A 17,095-nucleotide genomic window follows, 5' to 3' on the forward strand; every position below is an offset into this window, starting at 1 on the left:
CTCAACTATTTAGATGTCAGGTCAGCAAAACTGCGACCTTGTTCGGCAAGGGTTTTCAGTAATGGCGCAACCTGCCAGTCGTCGCCGTAGCGCGCCTGGAACTGTTCCATGTCAGCCACAATCGCAGGCAACCCCACGGTATCGGCATAAAACATCGGGCCGCCGCGGTATACCGGGAAGCCATAGCCATAGATGTACACCACATCAATATCAGACGGACGCTGGGCAATGCCTTCGTCCAGAATCAGGGCCGCTTCATTGATCAGCGGGTAAATAAGGCGTTTTACGATTTCCTCGTCGTCGATTTCACGAGGTTCGCAGCCCAGTGCATCCATCGCCTCTTTAATGATGGCGTCGACTTCCGGATCAGGAACAGGTGTGCGTGAGCCTTCTTCATAGCGGTAGTAACCTTTGCCTGCTTTCTGGCCCAAACGCCCTGCCTCTACCAAACGGTCTGCAATGGCGCCGTCGGTCTCAGGGACATATTCTCCTCGTTCACGGCGTTCTTTTCGCACGCGGTAACCCACGTCCAGTCCAGCCAAATCGCCCATGGTGAGCGGTCCCATGGCCATACCAAAGTCATACAAGGCTTTGTCGATACGTGCCGGCGATACGCCTTCCAGTAACAGTGCACCGGCTTCTCGGCCGTAGCCTTTCAGCATGCGGTTACCGATAAAGCCGTCACACACACCAGACACCACGCCCACTTTATTAATGTGCTTAGCCAGTTTCATGGCGGTAGCGAGTACGTCGTCGGCTGTGCTATCTGCGCGCACGACTTCCAGCAAGCGCATAATGTTAGCCGGACTAAAGAAGTGCAGACCAATCACATCCTGTGGACGCGAGGTAAATGACGCGATGGTGTTAACGTTTAGCGTTGACGTGTTACTGGCCAGAATGGCACCGGGCTTACAGTATTTGTCGAGCTTGGTGAACACATCCTTTTTAACCGCCATGCTTTCAAACACCGCTTCAATCACCAGATCTACGTCGCCCAAGTCGGCATAGTTGTCGGTGCCCGACACCAGTTGTTTTGCGGCCGCGGCCTGATCTTCACTGATGCGTCCTTTGGCTACCTGGCCATCGTAATAACGGTGAATATGTTTAATGCCGCGCTCCAGTGCCTCAAAGCTCAGCTCAAGCATGGTCACCGGAATGCCTTTATTGGTGAAGTTAATGGCAATGCCACTCCCCATGGTGCCTGCACCAATGATGGCAACACTGTTGATATCGCGGGTCGGCGTGCCTTTCGACAGGCCCTGCACCTGAGCAGCCATGCGTTCCGCGAAGAACATATGACGTTGCGATTTCGACTGCGTGCCTTGCATCAGTTCGAGAAACAGCTCGCGCTCTTTTTTCATGCCTTCAGCAAAATCCAGCTCTACCGCTGCCTGCACGGTATCGACACAGCGCTGCGGCGCGTCAAAACCGCGACGGGTTTTCGCCAGCTTGGCGCGGTACTGGTCAAATATGGCAGGGTCAGACACCGTTGCCGTTAATTCGCTGATACGACGAAGCGGTGCTTGGTTACTTACCACCTCTTTAGCAAACGCAATCGCCGCGTTTTGCAGATCGTCGCTTACCACTTTGTCGATCAAGCCTGCCTTGGCGGCTTCTTTACTCGATACCTTACGGCCGCTGGTGATCATATCCAGCGCCAGCTCCACACCGGCGATACGCGGTAAACGTTGAGTACCGCCTGCGCCAGGCAGAATACCCAGTAACACTTCAGGCAGGCCAACTTTGGTAGAATCCAGTGCCACCCGGTAATGGCATGTCAGTGCGACTTCCAGACCACCGCCTAGTGCCGTGCCGTGTAATGCCGCCACTATAGGCTTGTTCAGGGTATCCATTTCGCTTAATAAATCCGGCAATGCCGGTGGCTGCATGGGTTTGCCAAACTCCGTGATATCCGCCCCGGCAATAAAGGTATTACCGCGACAGCTCAGCACAATGGCGTCAACTGCCTCATTTTGTTCGGCTGCACGCAGCGTTGTTTGCAACCCACTTCGTACAGCAAAAGACAATGCATTTACCGGCGGGTTATCTACTTCGATGACGGCGACGTTGTCGACGATATGCATCATTACAGCAGAAGTCATAGTGTGTTTCCTGTATGAGTAAGTTGTGGGCATACTAACCCAACACAATTAAATTTGTAAAATATAATTTCACTATGCGGTATTTAAGAATCATTTAGTCGGGAATATTTAGCGATAACGACGTCATTCTCGGTGTGTTTCGCTCTTCCAAGCCTATTTCAGTCCTGTTTCGTTCACGATTCACACTAAATTGTTAAGTTTATGTAGACTTAAAGTTTCGCTGTGCGGTATTATTTTTCGCGATTTACGAAATTGAACACAGACATTGAACGCATTGAAATAGGACGATTATGAAAAGTGAACAGTTTTCAGATTATGGCGAGGCGCTCTGTAGCCATGATTACCCGACACCCGTTCCAGAAGCGAACCAGGTACTGATTAAGATTGATGCCTGTGGCGTGTGTCACAGCGATATTCACGTATGGGAAGGCTATTTCGATTTAGGCGGCAACCACAAAATTGATATGCGCGGCAGCCATAAACTCCCTTTTACACTCGGCCATGAAATAGCGGGTGAAGTCGTGGCCTGTGGCGAACAATCCGATGCTAACGTTGGCGACAAAGTGATTGTGTACCCGTGGATTGGATGCGGCAAATGCCCGCTGTGTAAGGCCGACAAAGAACACCTATGCTATCAGCCAAAATCGCTGGGTATAGCCGTAGACGGTGGCTTCAGTGACTATGTGGTAGTGCCAGACAGCAAGTATCTGTTCCCGCTTAAAGACCTGCCTGCCGAATTGGGCTGTACCTACGCCTGTTCCGGTGTTACGGCTTACAGCGCCATCGAACAAATAAAAGACATCGTACAAGGGCGTCAGCTATTGATCATTGGTGCTGGCGGTGTGGGCCTGAGCGGTCTGGCGGTAGCCAAAGCCCTGCTCGACTGCGAAATTATTGTGGCCGATATCGACGAGTCCAAACGTCAGCTTGCATTAGATGAAGGCGCCGATGCGGTCATCGACCCTCGCGATCAGGACGCCATTAAAGCACTCATTAAACGTACCTACGGTGGCGTTGCCGCAGCGGTAGACTTCGTGGGTTCCGACCGCAGTGCCGGTTTCGGCGTTCAGGCCCTGAATAAAGGCAGCACATTGGTTGTGGTAGGTTTGTTCGGCGGAGCCATGCCGCTGTCGGTGCCGATTCTGCCGCTGAAAGCCATTACGATTAAAGGTTCGTTTGTGGGTAGCCTCAGCGACATGCACGCGCTCATGGCGCTGGTACATGCAGGCAAGATAGCCCCTATCAAAATTTCTCAGCGCGACATGTGTTGTGCCCACCAGACACTGGAAGATCTGCGCGACGGCAAAGTCGCCGGCCGCGTGGTACTTACCCCTGACACAGCAGGAGACAAATAATGAAAGCCGTGATTTGCAATGAATTTGCCCCACTGGATCAGCTTGTTTTTGGCGAATGGCCCCTGCCTGTTGCGGGTAACGACGACGCCTTAATAAAGGTAAGTGCCATCGGCGTAAACTTCCCGGATGCATTATTAGTACAAGGCTTATATCAGGCCAAACCCGAGCGCCCGTTTGTACCCGGTGCCGAGTTTTCCGGCGTGGTAGAAGCCGTAGGCGACAATGTGACTCACCTTAAAAAAGGCGACCGCGTTGTGGGTCTTAGCACCCATTACAGTGCCTGTGCCGAATTCATCAGTGTACCGGCTGCACGTTTAATTCCGGTACCAGAAGCTATTCCCATGAACGAAGCCGCGGGGCTTATTCTGGCTCACGGTACCGCCCACTACGCGCTTATACAACGCGCTAATTTGCAAGCGGGTGAAACCTTACTGGTATTAGGTGCCGCAGGCGGCACAGGCTTGGCAGCGGTTCAAATTGGCAAGGCCATGGGTGCCCGGGTCATTGCAGGTTGCTCAAGTGACGAAAAGCTAGCGCTTGCTAAAGAAAACGGCGCCGACGAGCTGATTAACTACAGCAGCGACGATCTGCAGACCCAACTGCGCGCATTAACCAACGGCAAAGGCGTAGACGTAGTGTATGACCCGGTGGGCGGCCAGCTGTTTGATGTATGTACCCGCAATATGGCCCCTGAAGGGCGATTACTGGTCGTCGGTTTTGCCGGCGGTGATATTCCCAAGTTCCCGGTAAACCTGGCGCTGGTAAAAGAGTATGCAGTAGTTGGCGTGTTCTTTGGTGCTTTTACACGACGCGACCCGGCAGCCTATGCCGACAATATGCGTGAGCTGCTCGATTGGTATCAATCCGGCAAAGTACACGTGCACATTGATGCCACCTACCCGCTTGCCAACACCGCCGATGCATTTGCCGATGTGATTAATCGCAAAGCCCGCGGCAAGCTGATTATTTCGCCCCTTATCACTGCTTAACACGGCTTAACACCGCGAGGACACTATGCATTTTGAACACAGCGAACGCGTAAAACAGTTGCAGCAGCAACTGACCGCCTTTATGGACGCGCATATTTATCCGCGCCTGCAGCAATACCGCGACGAAGTAAAAGCCGGGCAATATCCGGTGTCATTTATGGCCGACCTGAAAGCGCTGGCGAAAAGCGAAGGGCTATGGAATTTATTCCTGCCGGGATTGCAGGACAACGAACCCGGCACGCGCCTGAGCAATTTGGAATACGCCCCGCTGGCGGAAATCATGGGCCGGGTGCCCTGGTGCTCAGAAGTATTTAACTGCAATGCGCCGGATACCGGCAACATGGAGCTACTGCATTTATTTGCCACACCCGAGCAGCGCGAACAATGGCTGAACCCCTTACTGAACGGTGAAATACGCTCAGCCTTTGCCATGACCGAACCCGACGTAGGCTCGTCCGATGCCACCAATATTCAGACCCGTATTGCACGCGACGGTGACGACTACATTGTATCGGGACGCAAATGGTATATCTCCAACTCGGCGCATCCCCACTGTAAGCTGTTTATATTAATGGGCAAAACCGATCCGGATAACCCCAATCCGCACCACCAGCAAAGCATGGTGCTGATCCCTCGCGATGCCCCCGGCGTGAAGATTCTGCGTAACTTAAAAGTCATGAATCACACTAATCCCCATGGGCATTGTGAGATCCTGTTCGACAACGTACGCATACCAGCCAGCAATTTACTGGGCCAGGAAGGCAAAGGCTTTGCCATGGCCCAGGCGCGATTAGGCCCGGGCCGCATTCACCATTGTATGCGCTCCATCGGACAAGCCGAGCTGGCTCTGCAACTATTAATAGGCAGGGCACAGGAACGCAAAACCAACGGCAAGTTTTTATACCAGCACGGTGCCGTAGCCGACTGGATAGCTCGCTCGCGAATAGAAATAGAGCAAGCGCGCTTACTGGTACTCAAAGCCGCCTGGAAAATTGATGAGGTGGGCTCTAAAGAAGCCGCCGATGACATTTCTCTTATCAAAGCACTCATCCCTACCCTGCACACCACGGTAGTAGACCGGGCAATGCAAACCTTCGGTGCCATGGGCACCTCGGAAGATCTGCCATTGGCCGATATGTGGTCGCAGGGGCGCGCACTGCGCTACGCAGACGGTCCTGACGAAGTGCATATCCGCAAAATTGCCCGTATGGAAATCAAACGCACCAACGAAAAAGCAGTGGATGTCAGCCATTTTTATTTTCGTCCTGATTATGACGAAATAAATTAAAAATGAACTGTTGATTTCGCTATGTGAAACTGTATACTGCAAATGATGATTGATTAACCTATTATTGGGCGTCACTTTTGCAGGATACAGTTTTATGAATATTAATTTCTCCGAACAAGAACTGGCCTTCCAACAGGAAGTGCAAACCTTCTTCCGCGAAAAACTGCCAGAATCCGTTCAGGCTCACATCGACAACGGGTTAAGCTTTAGTGCTGAAGTTACCGTTGCTTACCAAAAAGCGCTATACAACAAAGGCTGGGCTGGCATTAACTGGCCGGTTGAACACGGTGGCACCGGCTGGACGCCCACACAGAAATACATTTTCCAAACCGAGTCAGCCAAGGCAAAAGCGCCGCGCCAGATCCCGTTTGGTTATTCTATGGTTGCGCCAATCATTTATACCTTTGGTAACGAAGAACAAAAGCAACGCTTCCTGCCTGACATTCTGGCGTCGAACACCTGGTGGTGTCAGGGCTACTCTGAGCCAAATGCCGGATCCGACCTGGCCGGGTTAAAAACCCGCGCCGTACGCGACGGCGATCATTACATTGTTAACGGCACCAAAACCTGGACAACACTGGGTCATCACGCCGACTGGATCTTCTGCCTGGTCCGTACCAGCGATGAAGGCAGCAAACAAAAAGGCATCAGCTTTTTGCTTATCGACATGACCTCACCAGGCGTATCGGTAAAACCCATTATTACCCTGGATGGCCGCCGCGAAGTAAACGAAGTGGCATTCCAGGACGTGAAAGTACCGGTAGAAAACCTGGTAGGTGAAGAAGGCCGCGGTTGGACTTACGCCAAGGTACTGCTAACCCACGAGCGCACCAACATTGCTGGTGTGGCGGTTTCCAAGCAGCGCCTGAGTGCCTTGTACGACTTGCTAAACCAGCCACCCGCAGGCTGCCCGGATCTGAAAAACAACAGTGTGTTTATGAGCCGTGTTGTACAGGTTGAAATGGAGCTAAAAGCACTGGAGTTCACCGACTTACGCGTGCTGTCTTCAGTCAGTACCGGTACCGCACCGGGCCCGGAGTCATCCATTCTGAAAATCAAAGGCACCGAGATCCAACAGGCACTGGACGAACTCTACGTAGAGATCGCCGGCATATATGCACTGCCTTTTGTACCCGAGCAGTACGACGAAGCCGGTTACGAGCCTCGCATTGAGCCGTTCTTCGCACCGAATGCCGCGCCGCATTACTACAACAACCGTAAGGTCACTATTTATGGTGGCAGTAACGAGATTCAGAAAAACATTATTGCCAAGCAAGTGCTTGGACTGTAACGGGAGTCAATCATGGATTTTGCATTAAATGATATTCAGCAAATGCTGAAAGACAGCGCCGGTAAATTCATTCACAACGATTACGACTTTGAGACGCGCCAAAAATACAGTCATTCCGAGCTGGGTTATAGCGAAGACAACTGGCAGTTGTTTGCAGAACTGGGCTGGCTGGCCCTGCCCTTTGCAGAAGAATTTGGTGGCCTTGACGGCAACGCAACCGACCTGATGGTGTTAATGACCGAACTGGGCAAAGGCCTGATTGTAGAGCCTTACCTGTCTACCGTGGTACTGGCCGGTAACGCTATTCAGCGCGGCGGCACGGCTGAGCAAAAAGAGGCCTTGATTGGCGGCATTGTGGGCGGCGAACTAAAACTGGCGTTTGCCGGTTTGGAAGCCCAGTCAGCTACCGACATCAGCAGCATTAATACCCAAGCCAGCACAGCAGGCAGCGGTTTAGTGCTCAACGGCAAGAAGCAGGTAGTGCTGCACGCTCAGAGCGCCGACAAACTGGTAGTGGCCGCGCGCTCACATAATAACAATGGCAACATTGCCCTGTACTTGGTAGACGCCAACGCCGAAGGCGTTGCAGCGCATCACTACCCGACTAACGATGGTGCCCGTGCCAGCGACCTGACCTTTACCAACGTCGCCGCCGAACTTCTGGGCGACAGCGACGATGCCGCAGCTGTGATCCAGGCAGTGCTGAACGACGCGATTGTGGCCGTGTCGGCAGAAGCTGTTGGCGTGATGGACAAAATGCTCGCAGCCACGGTGGAGTACACCAAAGTACGCAAACAGTTCGACGTGCCAATTTCGACGTTCCAGATCCTGCAACACAACATGGTCGACATGTTTATGGAATGCGAACAAGCCCGCTCCATGCTGTATTACGCGGCCATCACTATTGGTGGAGGCAATAGCGAAGAACAAGTAGCAGAAGCCAATAAAGCCAGCCAATTCCTGAAGTGGAAAGTGGGTCAGGCTGCACGTCTGGTAGGCCAAACGGCGGTGCAACTGCACGGCGGTATGGGCGTGACCGACGAGTTGGACGTAGGCCATATGTTCAAACGCCTTACCATGATCAACACCCTGTTTGGCTCCATGGACATCCACTTAGACAACCTGGTTAAACAGCGTCAGGCTGCATAGGAGTTCCCCATGAAAGTACTCGTTACCGTAAAACGCGTGATCGACTACAACGTAAAGATCCGCGTAAAGCCCGATGGCAGCGACGTTGACTTAACCAACGTCAAAATGGCCGTTAACCCGTTTTGTGAAATTGCCGTTGAAGAAGCCGTGCGCATGAAAGAAAAAGGCATTGCCAGCGAAATCGTGGTGGTGTCAGTAGGTGCCAGTGAAGCTCAGGAACAACTGCGTACCGCACTGGCCCTCGGCGCCGACCGCGCTATTCTGGTTGAGACTACCGCAAATACCGAATCGCTGAATGTGGCAAAGCTGCTGGCCAAAGTGGTTGAACAGGAACAGCCTTCACTGGTGATCATGGGTAAACAGGCCATCGACTCCGACAACAACCAAACCGGTCAGATGCTTGCGGCCTTGTGCGATATGCCACAGGCAACTTTTGCCTCAGAAGTATCAGTCACCGACAACAGCGTAGCCGTAACCCGCGAAATCGACGGCGGCTTGCAAACCCTGTCGCTGAGGCTACCCGCTATTGTTACCACCGACCTGCGTTTGAACGAGCCGCGCTACGCGTCGTTGCCTAACATTATGAAAGCCAAGCGCAAACCACTTGCCACCGTCACGCCAGACGATCTGGGCGTAACTCTGTCAGCGCACACGCAACTGCTGGGCGTTAACCCACCACCTCAGCGCAGCGCCGGTGTAAAAGTGAAATCTGTTGCCGAGCTGGTCGACAAACTTAAAAACGAAGCCAAGGTGATCTAAATGGCCATTTTAGTGATTGCAGAACACGATAATCAGCAGTTAAAACCTGCTACCTTGAATACCGTTAATGCGGCAAGTCAGTTAAATCAGCCCATCTCCATTCTGGTCATTGGCAGCGACTGTCAGGCCGTGGCCGAACAAGCCAGTGCCGTGAGTGGCGTGGATACCATACTGGTTGCAGATAACGCCGTTTACCAACATCAACTGGCCGAAAACACCGCCAAGCTGATTGCCGAATTGGCAAGTGACTTTGACTATGTGATTGCCGCTGGCACGACGACTGGCAAGAACACCCTGCCCCGCGTAGCGGCACTGCTGGATGTCGCTCAGATATCTGACATTGTGGCCGTGAAAAGCGCCGATACGTTTGTGCGTCCGATTTATGCGGGTAATGCACTGGCCACCATTCAGTCTCTAGACAGCAAAAAAGTAATCACCGTGCGTACCAGTGCTTTTGATGCAGCGGGTACCGACGGCAGCGCCACCATTACCCCCTGCGGCCTGGTACATGCCAACGCGCAAAGCGAATTTGTGTCGGAAGAACTGGCCGTGTCTGAGCGCCCGGAACTGACCGCCGCCAGCGTGATCATCTCGGGTGGTCGCGGTATGGGCAACGGCGAGAACTTCAGCCTGCTGGAAAAAGTCGCCGACAAGCTTGGCGCAGCAGTAGGCGCATCCCGCGCCGCAGTAGACGCAGGCTTTGTGCCAAACGACATGCAGGTAGGCCAAACCGGCAAGATCGTCGCCCCAGATCTTTACATTGCCGTGGGTATCTCAGGTGCCATTCAGCATCAGGCCGGTATGAAAGACTCCAAAGTCATCGTGGCCATAAACAAAGACGAAGAAGCGCCTATCTTCCAGATTGCCGACTACGGCCTGGTAGCAGACCTGTTTGAGGTTCTACCTGAACTGGAAAGTTTGCTGTAACCAAGCGTGACCTCAACATTGGCTGCCAGCTTCGCACTCGCTGCGCAGCCAGTGTTTTCACACTGCAAACGAAGGTCTCCGGCCGCTATTGCCTGGCGGAATAACACAATTTAAGAAAAGAGGATTTGCTGTGGAACGAGAATCGATGGAGTTTGACGTAGTGATCGTCGGTGCCGGACCTGCGGGTTTATCGGCAGCCTATCATCTGAAAAAACTGGCGAACGACAAGCAACAGGACATCAGTGTTTGCGTGTTGGAAAAAGGCTCTGAAGTAGGCGCCCATATTCTGTCGGGTGCCATATTAGAAACCACAGCCCTGGACGAACTGATCCCCGACTGGCAGGAAAAAGGCGCACCGCTTACCACGCCCGTTACCGAAGACGAACTGTACCTACTTAAAGACCAGCAACGCGCCACCAAAGTACCCGGCTGGGCCATACCCGCCCCTATGCACAACGACGGCAACTACATTGTGAGCCTGGGTAACGTGTGCCGCTGGCTGGCCACCCAGGCCGAAGCCATTGGCGTAGAAATCTTCCCCGGTTTTGCCGCTGCTGAAATCGCCTACGACGACAACGGTCGGGTAAAAGGCGTGTATACCGGCGACATGGGCATTGGCAAAGACGGCGAACAAAAAGACAGCTACATGTCCGGCATGGCACTGTACGGCAAATACACCCTGTTTGCCGAAGGCTGTCGCGGCCACCTGGGCAAACAGCTTATCAGTCAGTTCAAGCTCGATGCGAACAGCGATCCCCAGCACTACGGTATTGGCATAAAAGAACTGTGGGAAATCGACCCAGCGTTACACAAGCCGGGCCTCGTCGTGCACGGCTCAGGCTGGCCACTGGACAACGACACTACCGGCGGCTTTTTCCTGTACCACGCCGACAACAATCAGGTGGTGGTAGGATTAATTGTGGATCTGAACTACAGCAATCCGCACATCAGCCCCTTCGACGAATTCCAGCAAATGAAGCATCACCCGCTGTTTGCGGACGTACTCTCTTCCGGCAAACGCCTGAGCTACGGCGCAAGAGCCATTGCCAAAGGCGGCTTAAATGCCCTGCCCGACATGGCGTTCCCCGGCGGCTTATTAATTGGCTGTGATGCCGGCACCCTGAACTTCGCCAAAATCAAAGGCACCCATACCGCCATGAAGTCGGGCATGATTGCCGCGGAAAACGTGCTTAACGCGCTAATACAGAACGAGCAAGAAAACCTGCCAGACACGCTGACCGGCTTCACTGACGCTTTCCGCGATTCCTGGTTACACAAAGAACTGCACGCCAGCCGCAACTTCGGCCCTGCGATGCACAAGTTCGGCCCCATTATGGGCGGTGCTTACAACTGGATAGAGCAAAACCTGTTTAAAGGTCGCTTACCCTGGACCCTACACGACACCAAGCCCGACTACGCGCTAATGAAACCAGCCAGCGAGTGCCCTGAAAAGCACTATCCTAAACCGGATGGCAAGCTGAGCTTCGACAAGCTGTCGTCGGTGTATTTGTCGAACACCAACCACGAAGAAGATCAGCCCAGCCATTTGCGCTTACTCGACCCGGCTATTCCGGTAAAAGTAAACCTTGCCAAATACAACGAACCGGCCCAGCGCTATTGCCCGGCAGGCGTGTACGAAATTGTGGAAGCCGAGTCTGGCCCGCAGCTGCAAATCAATGCGCAAAACTGTGTGCACTGTAAAACCTGCGACATAAAGGATCCGTCGCAGAACATTTGCTGGGTACCGCCCGAAGGTACCGGCGGCCCGAACTACCCGAACATGTAGGTGAATGATGCATACTATTCAACACACAGGGGTAGTCGGCGCAGGCGCCATGGGCCGCGGCATTGCACAGGTATTGCTGACCAGCGGTAAAAACGTGGTACTGGTTGATACCCAGGCCGATGCGCTGTCGTCGGCCCGCGACAACATTAACGCCATGCTGAGTAAGCAAGTCGCTAAAGGCCGCCTGACCGGGATCAGCGTTGAGCAGGCCATGAACAACCTGTCCCTGGCACAAACCGATGCATTGGACCAACTGGCCCACTGCGACCTGATTGTCGAGGCCATTGTTGAGCGCTACGACGCCAAAATTGCCCTGTTTCAACAATTAGAAACGTTGGTAGCCGAGCACTGTATTCTGGCGACGAACACCTCGTCATTATCAGTGACCCAGATCGCAGCCGGTTGTACTAAGCCAGAACGTGTAGTGGGCTGGCACTTTTTTAACCCCGTGCCGTTAATGCGACTGGCCGAAGTAATTGGCGCACTGCAAACTCGCGCCGACGTGGTTGAACAGATCGTTGCCCTTACCTACGCCATTGGCCATACACCGGTAACGGTAAAAGACATGCCGGGCTTTTTGGTGAATCATGTTGGCCGCGGATACGGCGGCGAGGCGCTGCACGTGCTGGCCGAACAAGTCGCCGACATTGCCCAAATCGACCGTATTCTTACCGCCCAGTGCGGCTTTAAAATGGGCCCCTTTACGCTGTTTGACTTAACCGGACTGGATATTTCCCACAAGGTCACCGAGTCGATTTACCAGCAGTTTTATCACGACCCGCGCTATCGCCCCAGCCCACTGGCAGAACAACGTGTGCAGGCAGGTTTGCTGGGCAGAAAAACCGGCAAAGGGTTTTACACCTACACCGACGGTAAGCAACAGCTTCCTGAACTACCAGCCACGCCTTCGCTCGCTGACACCAAAGCCATGCCGGCGTGGATAGCAGGCAGCGGAAGTAACGAACACAAACAAGTGCTGCAATTGCTCAGCAACACCAAAGTGGTGATTGAGCAAGGTGAACAGCCGTCTGATAACGCACTGATCATTATCAGCCCCTGGGGCACTGATGCTTCAGGCTATGCTTATGAACATGGCCTGGACGCTAGCCGCACCATCGCGGTGGATCCTCTGTTCCCTAACACCGACATTCGCGTGCTCATGCGCACACAAGCCACCCGCAGCGATGTAGCACAATTCGCCCACGCCCTGTTCGCTAGCACCGGCAAACAGGTAGAAGTGATTAACGACAGCTACGGCTTTGTGAGTCAGCGGGTTCTGGCCTGCATTATCAATATTGCCTGCGACATGGTGCACAAAGACATTGCCAGCGCCGCAGATATCGACCGCGCCATGCAACTGGGCCTGGGTTATCCGCAAGGTGCTTTTGCCTGGGCCAGCCAAATTGGCCTGGCCAACGTGTTAACCCTGCTACAACGGTTATTCACCCAAAGCGGTGACCCGCGTTACCGCCCCAGCATGTGGCTGCAGCGCGAAGTTCAAACTAACGCGCAAACTGGCAAGCCACTCATTCAAGGAGCCTGATCATGAAACACGCCTATATTTACGATGGGATCCGTACTGCTTTTGGTCGTCATGGCGGGGTGTTGGCCCACACCCGCCCTGATGACCTGTTATCTTTGTGCCTGAAGGGCTTACTGGCGCGTAACGATGTACCGGGCGACGTCATTGAAGATGTGATCATTGGCTGTACTAACCAAGCCGGTGAAGATGCCCGTAACGTTGCGCGTCACGCCGCGCTGTTAGCCGGTATACCCGAAACCGTCGCCGCGCAAACCCAAAACCGCTTATGCGGTAGCGGGCTGTCAGCCAGCATAGAAGCCACCCGCGCCATTATGTGTAACGAAGGCGACTGGATGATTGCCGGTGGCGTTGAAAGCATGAGTCGCGCGCCGTTCGTCATGGCCAAGAACAGCCAGCCCTTTGGTCGCGATGTCGTGGTATTCGACAGCACCATTGGCGCACGCTTCCCCAACCCCAAAGTGGAGGCTGCTGTGGGCAACGACACCATGCCACAAACCGCCGACAACATTGCCAGCGATTTAGCCATTAGCCGGGAACAAAGCGACGCCTTTGCCCTGGCCTCACAACATAAATACCAAAAGGCCAAAGCCGACGGTTTCTTTCACGATGAAATCCTGCTGGTAACGGTACCGGGCGCAAAGCGTAGAACCACTGTTGACGTAGCTGAAGATGAACATCCAAGAGCCGATGCCGAAGCAAGCAAGCTCGCCTCACTCAAACCCTTGTTCGCCAATGGCGTAGTAACCGCCGGCAACGCATCGGGTATAAACGACGGTGCAGCAGCGTTGTTATTGGGTAGCAAGGAAGCCGGTGAAGCACTCGGCATGCGCCCTCGCGCTCGCGTGGTAGCCTGTGCAGTAGCCGGGGTAGCGCCAAGGGTAATGGGCTTAGGCCCGGTTGCCGCTATTCGCAAAGCCCTGCAGCGCGCTAACTTAACCCTGAACGATATGGACGTCATCGAAATTAACGAAGCCTTTGCCGTACAGGTACTAGGCTGCTTAAAAGAACTGAACGTAGCGTTCGACGACAGCCGGGTAAACCCCAATGGCGGCGCCATTGCCGTAGGGCACCCACTGGGCGCATCGGGCGTGCGGCTGGCGTTAACCGCCCTGCGTCAGTTAGAACGACAACAAGGCCGGTATGCAGTAGTCAGCTTGTGTATTGGCGTGGGTCAGGGCGTTGCCATGATCCTTGAGAGGGAGTTGGCTTAGCCTATCGGGTCTGCTGCGCGTTGCCTGAATTCACTCTGGCAACGAACAGCAGATCATGAACTTCCGGAGCATTGGTAAAGCGCGGCATCCGGTGTATACTCAGGCCCAAAGCCAGTTAATTCATAGAGTAAGCAGCAGTTAAGCTTACCGCGACCTAATACGCTTAGAGTAGTAAATAGCGGTTGGACGTTTAGGAAAAGAGTATCACTTTGTATGACAGAGTTTAGTGACCTGCCACGTAAGAAGAGCGACAGTAGCGACCGTAAGTTTATTGAATCACTTGCCCGCGGCCTGGATGTATTACGCGCATTCAGTCAACAAGGCGGTGTACTGGGTAACCAGGATCTGGCACGGATCACCGGCCTACCCAAACCCACTATTTCACGCATGACCTACACCCTGAGCAAACTGGGGTATTTGTCGTACTCAACCCAACTGGAAAAATACCAACTGGACGCAGGCGTGTTAGCGCTGGGTTATGCCTACACCTCTAACCTGCAGGTGCGCCGCATCGCCAAGCCCATTATGGAGCGCCTGGCAGAACGCGTGAACTTGTCGGTAGGCCTTACCATTCGCGAGCGCCTGACCATGATTTACGTGGAAAACTGCCGCGGCGACGACGCCCAGGCACTGCGCATGGACGTAGGCTCAAGCTTACCCATTTCTACCTCGGCAGCAGGCCGCGCCTACTTAGCAGGTCTTCCACAGGAAGAACGCGACGTAGTGATGAAAGAAATGGAAGCCCGCGCCGGCGACAAGTGGCCAAAACACAAAGCCGGCATTGAAGCCGCACTGGAATGCTACGACAAGCACGGCTTCGTCACGTCATTTGGCGACTGGGACCGCGCAGTAAACAGCGTAGGCGTATCACTAAGACTGCAAGACGGCCGCATAATGGCACTCAACTGCGGTGGCCCAACCTATCTGGTATCACAAGAAATGGCCATGGAAAGCTTAGGCCCACAACTGGTGCACGTAGCCAGAGACATTATTGGTACCGGGGTTTAGGTCTTAGTTTTAAGCGTTTTGCAGTTTGATTTAAGAAAGCCAGTTGCTGAGAGGTGACTGGCTTTTTTGTTGTTTAGCGTTGTTGTTTGATCTTGGTCAGTGCCGTTATTTAGCTGCTATTTTTGTCAAACTACTTTGCATTAAGGACACTCAAAAAAGCCTGTGTTATATTTGCGGAATCTTCACCAGTTAAAATTACGTTCGCACTAAAATAAATGGATTATTATCAAACATTAGGTGTTGCTCGCACAGCTGAAGATTTTGTGATAAAAGCTGCGTATAAAGCGTTAATGAAAGCTTACCACCCCGATAAAAATAAAGGTTTTGAAGAGAAAGTTAAGCAAATCAATGTTGCTTATGAGACTCTATCTAATCCATCTAAGCGGGCAGAATATGACAGCGAACTTGAAGTAAACACCGATGAGTCTTCTTTCGCAGATAGTCCTTTTAGTGATGATTTGGAGGAAAGGCTTCAGAATGATTGGGCCGTAATTATTGATTATTACCCTGAAATCGAAGAATGTAGATTATCGTTAAAGTGCTATTCAAACTCCCTTTCCACTAACTTTGTGTTGGTAATTTTAGAAACAAAGAATGTAAAGAATTATTCAGCAATTGCTAATTCACTGAAATCTGACTTTTTGAAGAGTTATTTTGGGAATAATCAGTGCATAAATAATTTAGCTGAACAATTATTAAAACGCCGCTTACGGGACCCTTTACTGGAGATAAATAAAGCAGTGCGCTTTTTTGGAAACAATATTGAAACTTCTCGAATAATCGAAAGATTAAAGCACAAATTTCCTGAAATATCCTTTAACGAATTTAGTGATGAGTTTATTGAAATAGATGAAGTGCTTAAACGAATTATAGTAAAGATACAAAACGGAAATGCTAAACAAGACGATTTAAAACTGCTTTCTCTACGCCTTGGCTTTAAACCTGCATTAACAGTAGGCTTTTTTAAAAACAGTTGGCGGATCGAAGATCTTAATAAAAGACATTGGTCTTTTTCAAATGACAATGATTTTCAGAATTTTCTGATTAAACAATACAAGATAAAGTTTCCCTAATTCCAGCAATGCGCTTTCAGTGCTCACTTGAAGATGTTTATATAGCATCTTTTGACCAGACTCGTGTGAATTCATGTCACTTTAAACTGGTTCTGATTATCACCAGATAATTTCGCATGTCAATTATCATAGTAATACTGTGATTAAAATAGAAGCAAAGCGATGCTCAACTAAAGGATTTTTGATAGTAAGCAAAAGTTACTTTCTGCATCCTGATTGATTGCCTTTCCATATGTCTAAGCCTAAATAGGGTACTCGACAGCGGTGGCCCAACCTATCTGTTATCAGAAGAAATGACCATTGAAAGCTTAGGCCCAAAACTGGTGCACGTCGCAAGGACATTATTAGCACCGGGCTTTGTTTTTTAATATTAAGAATTTTACTGATTGAATTGAAAAGCTAGTTGCTTAGAGGTGATTGGCTTTTTTGTGTTGAAGATTTAGCTTTTGAGGTTAACCGAAAACTAACAATGGGAGATTAATCGCTGATCGATCACCTTTCAGTATTAGCTGACACTTAATCTTTCCCCCCAAATACCTGGCTACTGAAAAGCTGCTATTAGCCATTTAGGCTCGCGTGTCTACACTGTTCTTGAAACCTTTTTTATCGAAGTT

Annotated in this window: 13 protein-coding genes; 12 read left to right on the top strand and 1 reads right to left on the bottom strand. The window is 51.9% G+C overall.

Translation table 11 applies throughout. From position 1 onward, the window contains the following. Positions 1–5: 5 nt before the first annotated feature. Positions 6–2,102 (bottom strand): 3-hydroxyacyl-CoA dehydrogenase NAD-binding domain-containing protein, encoded by a 2,097-nt coding sequence (locus FJ444_RS13825; protein ID WP_140959082.1) that lies wholly within the window; start codon positions 2,100–2,102, stop codon positions 6–8. 290 nt (positions 2,103–2,392) lie between these two features. On the opposite strand from FJ444_RS13825, the gene FJ444_RS13830 reads away from it, so the two are divergent. The 12 genes from FJ444_RS13830 to FJ444_RS13885 all read left to right on the top strand — a co-directional run bounded on the left by FJ444_RS13830 (position 2,393) and on the right by FJ444_RS13885 (position 16,481). After that, positions 2,393–3,457 (top strand): alcohol dehydrogenase, encoded by a 1,065-nt coding sequence (locus FJ444_RS13830; protein WP_140959084.1) that lies wholly within the window; start codon positions 2,393–2,395, stop codon positions 3,455–3,457. Further along, positions 3,457–4,446, top strand: a complete 990-nt coding sequence (locus FJ444_RS13835; RefSeq protein ID WP_140959086.1) for an NADPH:quinone oxidoreductase family protein — start codon at positions 3,457–3,459, stop codon at positions 4,444–4,446. Before FJ444_RS13830 ends, FJ444_RS13835 begins: the two co-directional genes overlap by 1 nt. 25 nt (positions 4,447–4,471) lie before the next feature. Next, complete coding sequence (locus FJ444_RS13840; RefSeq protein ID WP_140959088.1) at positions 4,472–5,734, top strand: acyl-CoA dehydrogenase family protein; 1,263 nt, start codon at positions 4,472–4,474, stop codon at positions 5,732–5,734. Positions 5,735–5,828: 94 nt separating this feature from the next. Continuing rightward, positions 5,829–7,025 carry an acyl-CoA dehydrogenase family protein gene (locus FJ444_RS13845; protein ID WP_140959090.1) on the top strand — a complete coding sequence of 399 codons (1,197 nt, stop codon included), beginning with the start codon at positions 5,829–5,831 and terminating at the stop codon, positions 7,023–7,025. A 12-nt stretch (positions 7,026–7,037) separates the two neighbouring features. After that, entirely contained in the window at positions 7,038–8,174 is a 1,137-nt protein-coding gene (locus FJ444_RS13850; RefSeq protein ID WP_140959092.1) for an acyl-CoA dehydrogenase family protein, read from the top strand. A 9-nt stretch (positions 8,175–8,183) separates the two neighbouring features. Further along, positions 8,184–8,933, top strand: coding sequence for an electron transfer flavoprotein subunit beta/FixA family protein (locus FJ444_RS13855; protein ID WP_140959094.1), 750 nt, complete (start codon positions 8,184–8,186; stop codon positions 8,931–8,933). After that, positions 8,934–9,860 (top strand): electron transfer flavoprotein subunit alpha/FixB family protein, encoded by a 927-nt coding sequence (locus FJ444_RS13860; protein ID WP_140959096.1) that lies wholly within the window; start codon positions 8,934–8,936, stop codon positions 9,858–9,860. Between the two features lie 145 nt (positions 9,861–10,005). Beyond that, on the top strand, positions 10,006–11,646 hold the full coding sequence (locus FJ444_RS13865; RefSeq protein WP_140959335.1) for an electron transfer flavoprotein-ubiquinone oxidoreductase: 1,641 nt from the start codon (positions 10,006–10,008) through the stop codon (positions 11,644–11,646). Between the two features lie 4 nt (positions 11,647–11,650). Then, the gene (locus FJ444_RS13870) at positions 11,651–13,189 is read left to right on the top strand and encodes a 3-hydroxyacyl-CoA dehydrogenase (RefSeq protein ID WP_140959098.1); all 1,539 of its coding nucleotides are present in this window, start codon (positions 11,651–11,653) and stop codon (positions 13,187–13,189) included. A 2-nt stretch (positions 13,190–13,191) separates the two neighbouring features. Then, entirely contained in the window at positions 13,192–14,400 is a 1,209-nt protein-coding gene (locus FJ444_RS13875; protein ID WP_140959100.1) for a 3-oxoadipyl-CoA thiolase, read from the top strand. Positions 14,401–14,613: 213 nt separating this feature from the next. Beyond that, a complete protein-coding gene (locus tag FJ444_RS13880) occupies positions 14,614–15,408 on the top strand; it encodes an IclR family transcriptional regulator (RefSeq protein ID WP_140959102.1) in 795 nt (264 codons plus the stop codon). Between the two features lie 215 nt (positions 15,409–15,623). Continuing rightward, positions 15,624–16,481 (top strand): J domain-containing protein, encoded by an 858-nt coding sequence (locus FJ444_RS13885; protein WP_140959104.1) that lies wholly within the window; start codon positions 15,624–15,626, stop codon positions 16,479–16,481. Positions 16,482–17,095 lie beyond the last annotated feature (614 nt).

This window comes from Aestuariibacter sp. GS-14, assembly GCF_006494365.1.
Lineage (GTDB): Bacteria > Pseudomonadota > Gammaproteobacteria > Enterobacterales > Alteromonadaceae > Alteromonas > Alteromonas mangrovi.

Bases quoted from the DNA above. Each gene is read 5' to 3' on its own strand.
- FJ444_RS13880 (WP_140959102.1), top strand. From the start codon at position 14,614: ATGACAGAGTTTAGTGACCTGCCACGTAAGAAGAGCGACAGTAGCGAC.
- FJ444_RS13885 (WP_140959104.1), top strand. From the start codon at position 15,624: ATGGATTATTATCAAACATTAGGTGTTGCTCGCACAGCTGAAGATTTT.
- FJ444_RS13860 (WP_140959096.1), top strand. From the start codon at position 8,934: ATGGCCATTTTAGTGATTGCAGAACACGATAATCAGCAGTTAAAACCT.
- FJ444_RS13835 (WP_140959086.1), top strand. From the start codon at position 3,457: ATGAAAGCCGTGATTTGCAATGAATTTGCCCCACTGGATCAGCTTGTT.
- FJ444_RS13825 (WP_140959082.1), bottom strand. From the start codon at position 2,102: ATGACTTCTGCTGTAATGATGCATATCGTCGACAACGTCGCCGTCATC.
- FJ444_RS13840 (WP_140959088.1), top strand. From the start codon at position 4,472: ATGCATTTTGAACACAGCGAACGCGTAAAACAGTTGCAGCAGCAACTG.
- FJ444_RS13855 (WP_140959094.1), top strand. From the start codon at position 8,184: ATGAAAGTACTCGTTACCGTAAAACGCGTGATCGACTACAACGTAAAG.
- FJ444_RS13850 (WP_140959092.1), top strand. From the start codon at position 7,038: ATGGATTTTGCATTAAATGATATTCAGCAAATGCTGAAAGACAGCGCC.
- FJ444_RS13875 (WP_140959100.1), top strand. From the start codon at position 13,192: ATGAAACACGCCTATATTTACGATGGGATCCGTACTGCTTTTGGTCGT.
- FJ444_RS13870 (WP_140959098.1), top strand. From the start codon at position 11,651: ATGATGCATACTATTCAACACACAGGGGTAGTCGGCGCAGGCGCCATG.
- FJ444_RS13830 (WP_140959084.1), top strand. From the start codon at position 2,393: ATGAAAAGTGAACAGTTTTCAGATTATGGCGAGGCGCTCTGTAGCCAT.
- FJ444_RS13845 (WP_140959090.1), top strand. From the start codon at position 5,829: ATGAATATTAATTTCTCCGAACAAGAACTGGCCTTCCAACAGGAAGTG.
- FJ444_RS13865 (WP_140959335.1), top strand. From the start codon at position 10,006: ATGGAGTTTGACGTAGTGATCGTCGGTGCCGGACCTGCGGGTTTATCG.